The organism is Breznakia pachnodae (assembly GCF_030814225.1).
GTDB lineage: Bacteria > Bacillota_I > Bacilli_A > Erysipelotrichales > Erysipelotrichaceae > Breznakia > Breznakia pachnodae.
Genome location: NZ_JAUSUR010000011.1, coordinates 18,066 through 28,205, shown reverse-complemented (window position 1 = coordinate 28,205; position 10,140 = coordinate 18,066). Strand labels below are relative to the sequence as shown.

Sequence of the window (10,140 nt, the reverse complement as noted above, 5' to 3'; positions counted from 1 at the left end):
TGTAAACCTTGTAAACCTTGTAAACCTTGTAAACCTTGTAAACCTTGTAAACCTTGTAAACCTTGTAAACCTTGTAAACCTTGTAAACCTTGTAATTTTAATATTATGAATAAAATATCATATAGACATTTTATTCATAATATTAAATGTCCACATTAATTGTCCACTCTCCTTTTTGATTTGTTCCTATTCTTTTCAGAATTTCTTTTTCCAACATTTTTCTCATTCTTTTTTGAATAGCTGGTGCAGATATTCCAACTTTTTCACTTAGCAGTCTGTATGAAAGACTAGGATCTATTTTAATAGCATTTATTATACTGATGTCAATTTCATCTAATAAAGAGATTGAACTAGCACTTTTATCTAATTTTCTATTCTTTTTATTTGCTTTAAATATAACCATTATATCTTCAGGATGGACTATAAACTTCGGTTTTGGAACTCCCTCTTTTCTACATTTATCAAATATTTTCTCTATGCCTCTTCCCCAAGACTCTACAAGTCCAGCGCGGTAAAAAGCATTTGCTATTGCTGGATTATTTCTTCGAGATTGATGATCATTTATGATATTTTTATCTGTCCATCCAAGAGGCAGCCGACAGTCATTTGAAATTAACAATTTCTCATCATACACCTTAATTTGAATTGGATTTTGACTTGCATAATTCTTATGAATAATTGCATTAAACACTGCTTCTCGTACTGCACTTCGCTCAAAAGGAAATGTTTCTACTCGCACATCTCCTTTATATGTAATGTTTACTTTCAAATATTTTAGATACAATAAGTCTATTACCTTATCTGCTTGTTGAATAAGTGAACCATGTATTTCATCCATATATTCAATCTCATGCTCGTCATTAAATTTTCCAATTTTTATATAGGATTCTGGCGCAATAATATCTGGATTTTCATAAAACAACATAATTGCAGCTTTTGTTAATTTCCCATTTCGAATCAAATCCAATTTTTCTAGAATATGCACATCGTTGCCATCAAAATCTTCTTCATCCATTCTTTTATTTTCAATTGCAAGTCTTTTAAAAATTTTAAAACTATCTCTTTCAAAATCAGCGACTGTCAGTATATCTATAACTTCTAAGTCCCAAGTCTTACCAGTCTTCTCTATAAGAAATTGGAGAAGATTATTTCCACCTTCTATCTTTTGCGTTGTACTTCCACTTCGATAATAATAAATTCCATTATATGAAACTGCTGTGTTCGATTTATTAACCTCTACTTCAATAATACTTTTTCCACTTATCTCTATTTCTCTAACATCTGAAACTATACTTAATTTATTTTTGATTTTGTTAGGAATATCTTCTAACAACTTTTTTGAATTAATAACGCCAATTACTTTCCCATTATCTGTTTTACCAATATATAAAACACCACCATCGGTATTAGCAAATGCAGCAATTGTTTTAAGAAAATCATCTCTCCACTTTTCTTTAAATTCAACATTATGTTTTTCTTTCATATTACACCTCAATCATTAATTATCAGTAATAAACAATAATCCTAAATTAATATAATAATCTTTTAGTATGAGGTTTTAACATTCAGTAAAATTCAATTAACTTGTTCTTTTTGGTATAATTTGAGTAATTAATAAAGTGGAGGAATCGTTATGTCAAAGTGGGATTCAAATCAATATTTAAAATTCAACAGTGAAAGAACACAACCTGCGATTGATTTATTAATGAAAGTAAAATCAAATAATCTAGATAAGATTATAGATATTGGTTGTGGTCCTGGAAATAGTACTGCAATTCTAAAACAATACTTTTCTAATGCAGATATTTTGGGTGTTGATTCATCAGTCGATATGATAGAGAACGCAAAAAAGACTTATCCTGATGATAAGTTTATGTTACTTGATGTACAAAAAGACATCGATAAATTAGATAATAACTATGACCTTATTTTCTCTAATGCATGTTTACAGTGGATTCCCAATCATGAATTTTTTATTCCTCAATTATTTGAGTTGTTAAATGTTAATGGTGCACTAGCAGTGCAAATTCCGATGAATGGAAATGCTCCTCTTTATAAAGTAGTAAGGAATATTGTTGGTAATTCAAAATGGAATATTGATTTTTGTAAATTAGAATTAAATAAAACATTAGATCCTGATCAGTACTTTAATATTCTATCAAAACTCACAGATACATTTGATATATGGGAGACTGTGTATTATCATCGAATGAAGTCTCATGATGATTTAGTCAATTGGATCAAAGGTACAATGCTTCGTCCATATTTAAATCAGATGGTTGTATCAAAACAGATGGAATTTCTTTCTGAAGTAAAAGAACAAGCTAAAGAAGTATATCCAATACATGAAAATGGAGAAATCATTTTTCATTTCAGACGTTTCTTCTTTGTAGCATATAAACCAGACAACAAAATTATTTAATAAACAATATCGTATGGTGAAATACGTGTACCATCAACGATTAACTTTGCGATTTTCTCTGGTGAATCTTTTCCACCATTGTTAATCCATAAAAGAATAATAGCTGCAGGTGCTGCTAGCATAATCTCAATATTATAGTCGACAGAAAGACCGGCCACTAAAGGAGTTAACTTTTTAGTTAAATCACCAAATTTTGTTGTTATTTGCAGATGTAGAAGTTTTTTAAACTTTGAAGGAAACTGAGGATCACCTTTCTCACTGGCAATTGCTGCAATGAAAGAAAATTCCTTTTTTGCATAATTCAACATTTTTAATACAACATCATATTCAAAGGGTGAATTGTTTTCTAAATCATAAATAGATGTTTCATCAATTAAAATATTTGTAATTTCATTAATCAGTTCATCTTCTAGTTTTTCAAGTAAATCATATTTATCTAAATAATGAAGATAGAAGGTACCACGATTGATATTCGCACTTCTAGTAATATCACTTACACTGATACTATCGAACCCCTTTTCATTTATTAGTTTTATAAATACATCTTTAATTTTTTCTTTTGTATTTGTTTGTCTTTGCATAAAAGCTCCTTAAATCAACACTTTTAAATCTTTTGTGTATTGAATCATTGATAAACCTATTCTATAATAACTTACAAGTTAAATCAACAACATGTTGATTTAAGGAGGTGGCGTATATGAGTTATATTGAATTAATTAATAGTAATAAAAGTTATATCGTTGGTGAAAGTAAGATTGATGCCAACAAAGATGTATCTTTTCAAATAGAACAAGGGGAGTTAGTAATTGTACTTGGTGCATCTGGTGCTGGCAAGTCAACTGTACTTAATCTACTTGGTGGTATGGATACCAACGACAGTGGTTCAATCATTATTGATGGTAAAGATATTGCTGGCTACAATAACAAGCAACTCTGTGATTATCGACGTAATGATGTTGGATTCGTCTTTCAGTTTTATAATCTTGTAGCAAACTTAAGTGCAAAAGAGAATGTTGATCTTGCCAGTGAAATTGTTAGTGATGCACTTGATTCTACTCAAGTCCTGATTGATGTAGGGTTGGAGAAGCGAATTAATAATTTCCCTGCACAGTTATCTGGTGGAGAACAGCAACGTGTTGCCATAGCAAGAGCAATCGCAAAGAATCCAAAGATATTACTTTGTGATGAACCAACTGGTGCACTTGACTACAATACGGGTAAGCAAGTACTTCAATTGCTTCAGGATATGAGTAGAGAGAAACATACAACAGTTGTTATTGTTACTCACAATGCAGCAATTGCACCGATTGCTGATCGTATTATTAGAATGCAGGATGGTAAGGTAAAGGACACAACAATCAATAAGGAGCCGCAAAGTATAAAGGATATTGAGTGGTAACGATGAAGAAACGTGCATTAAATAAAGATTTACGAAAGTCCTTTACCAAATCTATAGGTAGATTTATATCCATTGCCTCACTCATGGCGCTAGGTTCCTTCGCCTTAGTTGGTTTAATGGTTACTGGTCCTAATATGCGTACAACTGCTACAAACTATTTTGATACCTATAACTTATCTGATTTAACTATTATGAGTGACTATGGTTTAGATGAAAGTGATACATCACTTATAGACAGTTACTCTGAATTAAAAGATGTTGAATATGGATATCTAAAAGATGTAACGATTAAAGACAGTGATAATAGTTTTCGAATCTTTTCTCAACCAGAGACAATATCAAAATATGAATTGATTGATGGTAAACTACCAACCAAAGATAATGAAATTGCAATTACAAATGAATATGCAGATCAATATAAAATTGGTGATACCATTGTCTTTGATGAAAAAGAAGATATTACTGGAAACAAAGTATTAAAGAAACATAAGTTTAAAGTTGTTGGTTATATTAACTCAAGTGAAATATTATCCTCCGTAAATCTGGGTGCCACTACTGCAGGTACTGGAGATTTAAAAGGATTTGCAATTGTAAACGAAGCAGTCTTTGACAGTGACATATATATGATTGCAAGAATGACGTTCACAGATACTGAAGGAATTGACCCTTATAGTGATGAATATACAAATATTATTCAAAATCATAAAGACGAGTTAGCAAGTATACTAATTGATCAGCCTTCCCTTCGGTTTGCAAGCATCAAAGATACTTATCAAAGTGCTATTGATACTGCACAACAGACATTAGATGATGCAAAGACACAAACCAGTGATGCCAAAGAGCAGCTAGATGAAGCAAAAAATCAAATCGATACAGCAAAGGATGAAATCAGCAGTAATGAACAATTATTAAACGAAGCAGAAGCAACAATTACTGAGAATGAAAACTTATTGAATCAAAAGGTGGCTGAATATCAAAGTAAATTAACTGAGTACCAAGATGCGGTAATCTTATTGAATGATAGTAGAACGCAGTTACAAAACAGTAAAACTGAGTTAGATACAAAACAAGTAGAAATTGATACGAATAAGACAAAACTAGAAAATGCTAAGTTGTCTTATGAAAGTACAATGAGTGGAATTCAGTCCCAAATAAATGATATTAATTCAGCACTACAAAATCCAAATTTAACTGCTGAACAGATTGCAGAATTAAATGGAAATCTAACTTTATTACAAGCTGGATTAGACAATCTTACAACTGAATACAACAGTTTCATTCAAACAACTTATAATCCAGGAATGGCAGGCATCAGTGATGCTACTACTCTAATTAACCAAAAATGGAATGAGTACAACAGTGCCTATAGTACATTCAGTGAAAAAGAAACACTATTAGCAAATTCCAAAGTACAACTTGATGATGCAGCCCTTCAAATTAGTGAAGGCCAAACTGCACTGGCAAGTGCGAAAGAGGAATTAAGTGAAAATAAAAGTAAACTGGAAGAAGCAAAAACTACTCTTGCTGAAAGCGAAGAAACCTACAATAGTAAAAAAACTGAATATGATAATCAGATAGACGATATTAATAAAGAGATAGAAGATGGAACAACGAAGCTAAGCGATGCGAAAGAAATGTTCAAGAATCTGAAAGAACCAGTTTACTCATACTACAATCGTCGTGAGATCCCTGGTGCTGAAGGATATAAAATATATAGCACAGTATCAAAAATTATTGATTCATTAGCAAAAGTATTCCCAATCTTCTTATACTTCGTAGCAGCTCTTGTTACCTTCACAACAATGACAAGATTTGTTGATGATGAAAGAATTAATATGGGTACACTAAAAGCGTTGGGATATGGAAACAGAGATATCATAAAGAAGTTTACGTTATATGGTTTGATTGCAAGTTTTGTTGGAACGCTTATTGGTGTTGCCTTAGGTCATACCTTACTACCAGCCATCGTTTACGATGCATATAAAGTAGGTTTCGCCTTACCACCAATCGAACTCCACATAGATGTATTTGTTTGTATACTAGCCTTTGTATTAGCTTTAATCAGTGCAGTATTACCTGCTCACTTAGTAGCTAGAAAAGCTCTAAAAGAAAAGACAAGTAGTCTATTGTTACCAAAAGCACCAGCTGATGGTTCTAAGATATTCCTAGAAAGAATTAAACCTTTATGGAATCGTTTGAGTTTCACACACAAAGTAACAGCAAGAAATATCTTCCGTTATAAGAAACGGATGCTGATGACAATATTTGGTGTATGTGGATCTGTAGCATTAATCTTTACTGGATTCAGTGTTCAACATTCCATTGCAGGAGTTGGTGAGCGACAATTTGATGATATTATCAATTACGATATGATTGTAGCTGAAAATGATTTTCTTACAGAGTCACAAAGTAAAAATCTTGATTCATTATTAAAAGATAAAAAGGTTGATCATTCAACAAGTATCTACTATGAAGAGTTATCTACGATTTCTAAAACTAGTAAAGATAAACAATCAATTAAATTAATTGTTCCTAATGACAACAAACAATTAGAAAAAGATATTCTACTTAATGATCGAAAGAGTAATGATACTATCAAGTTAAATAATGATGGTGCAATTATATCTGAACGATTGGCTTCCCTAATGGATGTTAGCGAAGGAGATACAATTACGCTTCAAGATCCACAAGGAAATGATGTCAAACTAAAAGTAGAAGATATTACAGAAATGTACATTGGTCACTTTGTCTTTGTGAGTCAAGATTACTATAAAGATATTACAGATACAACCATAAGTAACAACGCATACTTGGTTACTCTACAAGATCATTCAAAAGAAAATGTAGAGACATGGGCAAACAACTTCATGACAAATGAAGGAGTCAAAGGAGTCGTCCAAAATACAACCTTATCTACACAGATTGATACAATAGTTAAATCGTTAGATAAGATTATGACTGTACTAATTGTAGTAGCAATTATGCTAGCAGTCGTTATCCTATATAACTTAACTAACATTAATGTTAGTGAGCGCATTCGAGAATTATCCACAATCAAGGTATTGGGATTCTATGATAAGGAAGTAACAATGTACATCTATCGAGAAACCATTGTATTATCAATTCTTGGTATTCTCGCTGGTTATGTATTTGGTATCTTCTTACATAGCTATATCTTAAATGTAGTACCACCAGATGATGTAATGTTTAATCCAGAATTATGGCTAAATGCATTCATCATCCCAGTTATCGTAATTGGTATTACACTAGCAATACTTGGTGTATACATAAACAAAAAACTCCAACATGTAGATATGTTGGAAGCACTAAAATCAGTAGACTAAAATTAAAAATGAGCTATTAGATTAATCTAGTAACTCATTTTTCTATTATTTCAAAAACTCCTTTTGTAAGTTATCTAATTCTATCTCTATTCTTGGGTCATCAGTATCCTTGAATATTGAATAAAGGGATATGAAGTCAATGTTTCCATTTTCATCAGCAAACAGTTGTGGATTATAACTCCATATCTCTACTATATTACTTACATTATTTTCAACAAAATCCTTTTCAATTGCAACATTTTCTATAACATCTTTATATTGCTTATCGACAGCATAAGTAATACCATCGTCCTCATTTATCATAGTAAGGTTTGAAATAGCGCTATCACTAGAGTAGCACGTGATAATTCCTTTAGGTAATTCCTTAATATAAAAAGTCTTTATAATAGGTGAATCCAAATATTTCTTACCAATCTTCCAAAAATCACCGATATCGATTTTGGTATACCTTTTTCCTGTATTTACACCATCAACAGTTAAGAGATCAATAGAAACCAAATCACGTAATGCTCGGCTTACAGTCATCAATGAAATATTTAATTTCTTTCTAATATCTACTGAATGAATTGATTTTTCTTTTTGAAACATTAATAATATAAACACTAATTGAGTTGATGGAGAAAACTTTTTTATTCTTTTTATATTTACTGATTTCATACGATCATCAATATTTAGATATAGATTTGGTAAATAAACTTGTTTGTAAGGTACAATATATGGTATTCGATTAGCAATATAACGTTGTCTTTGCTCAGTGGAAACTCTATTTAGAATCAAAACTGGATTATTTATCCCATACGCTTTTAAGTTTTCAAATTGTTTTGATATAGATCTTATCACTATACTACTATCTTCATTATAAAAAAGAAACGTATACTTTGTTCCTTGTATTTCAGCATCATATATTTCATATAGTTCTTTTAAATATAGCGGAAATTTTTTACTTTTATTTTTATATATTTTAACTTCATTTTCACCAAATAAGTCTATTAAATAATTCTCCAACTTCATAGTGCCACCTCATTATAACATCACTATAACACAGTATATGTTATAGTGCAATTTTGTGTGTTATAAAAAAACTGTAACGTATGCGCAGACTTTTTTATTATAGTTATCTCATATTATTTATCGTCTTTTAATAACCTACTCACTATGGAAACTGTAGGTCCTACAAGTACTATACATGTAATGGTTCCTAATCCTATTGGTCCACCAATCATAAATCCCAATAATGCAAATGTAGAATCAAGGATTATTCTTGCTGTTTTCATACTCAGTTTATTGAATATTCCACATAAGCATAACGTTAAACTTTCCAAAGCTGATGCACCTAAGTTTTGATTTACATATATCGCCGCTCCAGCACCTATGCAGATTGGTCCAATTATAATTACAATATAGTTTATGGCTTCATTACCTACAATTACAGTTTCTATCACACCTGAACTTATGTGTATTGTAAATGCAATAATACATGCATTTATTAAACTTCCAATTCCGATTATTTTGCGATTTATCATAAATACAATTATGATAATCGTCAGATTAACCATTGCATTTGCATAACTAAAAGGAAGATCAAACAACTTAGCAATTCCAATCATAAACACACTTAATGTATCTACACCAAGAGTTCCTTTTGACATCATTGCAATCCCTAATCCACTGATTATAGAACCTATAATAATATACATTATTCTTATAAATATACTTTTATTTCTCATACTACTAAACAACACTTTCATACGCTTCATCTATAAGCTTACTTATCTTTTGCTTCTTATCATCAGACGTAAAACTTTGGTTGATTGAACTTAACATAACTTCTTTTAATAATTGATAAGAAATATTAAAGTATTCATCCAATAAGCAGATTTCATCTGTTAATGTTGTATTTGATACCGTTCTGTTGTCAGTATTAATACTTACTGGAATACCTAATTCAAGATATTCCATAAATGGATAGTTGGCAATACTCTCAATTGCTCTTGTCTGCAAGTTGCTTGTAGGACACATCTCAACATGTGTCTTATGGTCTACACAAAGTTGTTTTATATCCATCGTATCCTTCATCGTTAAGCCATGACCAATCCGTGTTGCCCCAAATCTAATAGAATCAACAATATTCTTTTGATTACCACATTCTCCAGCATGTAGAGTAATTGGTAAGTGATAATTATGAGCTATCGTAATTGGCTTTTCAAATAACGCTGTATCATATCTAGCTTCATCTCCTGCAAGATCAACTGCAAGCGACCATTCATTTGCCAGTTGTCTCGCAACTTCTATTACTTCTTGGTTTTCTTTCTCACTTCGGTGTCGCATCATACAAAGAATAAGACCACATTCTACATCAAAATCATGACTGCCTTGCTTAACACCTTCGATTACAGCTTCTACTACTTCCTTCTGTGAAAGTTCTTTTTCCATATGTTGTAGTGGTGAAAAGCGAAGTTCTATATAACATATATTTTCATCACTTGCTTGTTTTAAAACATCATATGCAGCTAAAGTTAATGATTCCTTCGTTTGTAATAGTGGTAAAACAAAACTAAAACAATTTAAATAATCTTTTAAATCCCTACAATTCTTTGAGACTGATATCTTCTTTCTTAACTCTATATCACTTGTTGGTATATCTACATTGTTTATTTCTGCCAACCTCTTTATAGCTTCCATTGATACTGAACCATCTAAATGACAATGGAGTTCCACCTTTGGTAATTTCTTTATAATTTCTCTTTGCATAATGCTCCTCCAAATAATTACAACTATTCAATGAATTGTTCAATTTCCAATGAAATTTGTTGGTATATTATTACATCCTACATATCCCCGAGTATTCAACCTATCATTGCTGCAATCGTATCAGTATCACCACCTACATTGGTAACTACATACATTGCATCCATGAAATCTCAATTAGTTCATACAATGATTGCACAACTTGCTGGGATTGATTCAGATACTTG

At 31.1% G+C, this 10,140-nt stretch carries 8 protein-coding genes; 3 read left to right on the top strand and 5 right to left on the bottom strand.

The features are described 5' to 3' along the window. Positions 1-142 precede the first annotated feature (142 nt). On the bottom strand, positions 143-1,483 hold the full coding sequence (locus J2S15_RS20075; protein ID WP_307412201.1) for an RNA-binding domain-containing protein: 1,341 nt from the start codon (positions 1,481-1,483) through the stop codon (positions 143-145). Positions 1,484-1,633: 150 nt separating this feature from the next. Between J2S15_RS20075 and J2S15_RS20070 the strand changes: the two genes are divergently transcribed. Beyond that, the gene (locus tag J2S15_RS20070) at positions 1,634-2,422 is read left to right on the top strand and encodes a methyltransferase domain-containing protein (RefSeq protein WP_307412200.1); all 789 of its coding nucleotides are present in this window, start codon (positions 1,634-1,636) and stop codon (positions 2,420-2,422) included. Here the strand turns inward: J2S15_RS20070 and J2S15_RS20065 are convergent. Further along, complete coding sequence (locus J2S15_RS20065; protein WP_307412197.1) at positions 2,419-3,003, bottom strand: TetR/AcrR family transcriptional regulator; 585 nt, start codon at positions 3,001-3,003, stop codon at positions 2,419-2,421. The two genes, J2S15_RS20070 and J2S15_RS20065, sit on opposite strands and share 4 nt — an antisense overlap. Positions 3,004-3,119: 116 nt before the next feature. Here J2S15_RS20065 and J2S15_RS20060 point away from each other — a divergent pair, with 116 nt between their 5' ends. Beyond that, positions 3,120-3,821, top strand: coding sequence for an ABC transporter ATP-binding protein (locus J2S15_RS20060; protein ID WP_307412193.1), 702 nt, complete (start codon positions 3,120-3,122; stop codon positions 3,819-3,821). A gap of 2 nt (positions 3,822-3,823) precedes the next feature. Further along, positions 3,824-7,165, top strand: coding sequence for an FtsX-like permease family protein (locus tag J2S15_RS20055; RefSeq protein ID WP_307412190.1), 3,342 nt, complete (start codon positions 3,824-3,826; stop codon positions 7,163-7,165). A gap of 45 nt (positions 7,166-7,210) precedes the next feature. Here the strand turns inward: J2S15_RS20055 and J2S15_RS20050 are convergent, their stop codons facing one another. The 3 genes from J2S15_RS20050 to add all read right to left on the bottom strand — a co-directional run bounded on the left by J2S15_RS20050 (position 7,211) and on the right by add (position 9,916). Beyond that, positions 7,211-8,170 (bottom strand): hypothetical protein, encoded by a 960-nt coding sequence (locus tag J2S15_RS20050; protein WP_307412189.1) that lies wholly within the window; start codon positions 8,168-8,170, stop codon positions 7,211-7,213. 119 nt (positions 8,171-8,289) lie between these two features. After that, complete coding sequence (locus J2S15_RS20045) at positions 8,290-8,892, bottom strand: DUF6198 family protein (RefSeq protein ID WP_307412187.1); 603 nt, start codon at positions 8,890-8,892, stop codon at positions 8,290-8,292. Between the two features lie 4 nt (positions 8,893-8,896). Beyond that, a complete protein-coding gene (gene add, locus J2S15_RS20040) occupies positions 8,897-9,916 on the bottom strand; it encodes an adenosine deaminase (protein ID WP_307412184.1) in 1,020 nt (339 codons plus the stop codon). Positions 9,917-10,140: the final 224 nt, after the last annotated feature.

Bases quoted from the DNA above. Each gene is read 5' to 3' on its own strand.
- J2S15_RS20075 (WP_307412201.1), bottom strand. From the start codon at position 1,483: ATGAAAGAAAAACATAATGTTGAATTTAAAGAAAAGTGGAGAGATGAT.
- J2S15_RS20070 (WP_307412200.1), top strand. From the start codon at position 1,634: ATGTCAAAGTGGGATTCAAATCAATATTTAAAATTCAACAGTGAAAGA.
- J2S15_RS20065 (WP_307412197.1), bottom strand. From the start codon at position 3,003: ATGCAAAGACAAACAAATACAAAAGAAAAAATTAAAGATGTATTTATA.
- J2S15_RS20060 (WP_307412193.1), top strand. From the start codon at position 3,120: ATGAGTTATATTGAATTAATTAATAGTAATAAAAGTTATATCGTTGGT.
- J2S15_RS20055 (WP_307412190.1), top strand. From the start codon at position 3,824: ATGAAGAAACGTGCATTAAATAAAGATTTACGAAAGTCCTTTACCAAA.
- J2S15_RS20045 (WP_307412187.1), bottom strand. From the start codon at position 8,892: ATGAGAAATAAAAGTATATTTATAAGAATAATGTATATTATTATAGGT.
- add (WP_307412184.1), bottom strand. From the start codon at position 9,916: ATGCAAAGAGAAATTATAAAGAAATTACCAAAGGTGGAACTCCATTGT.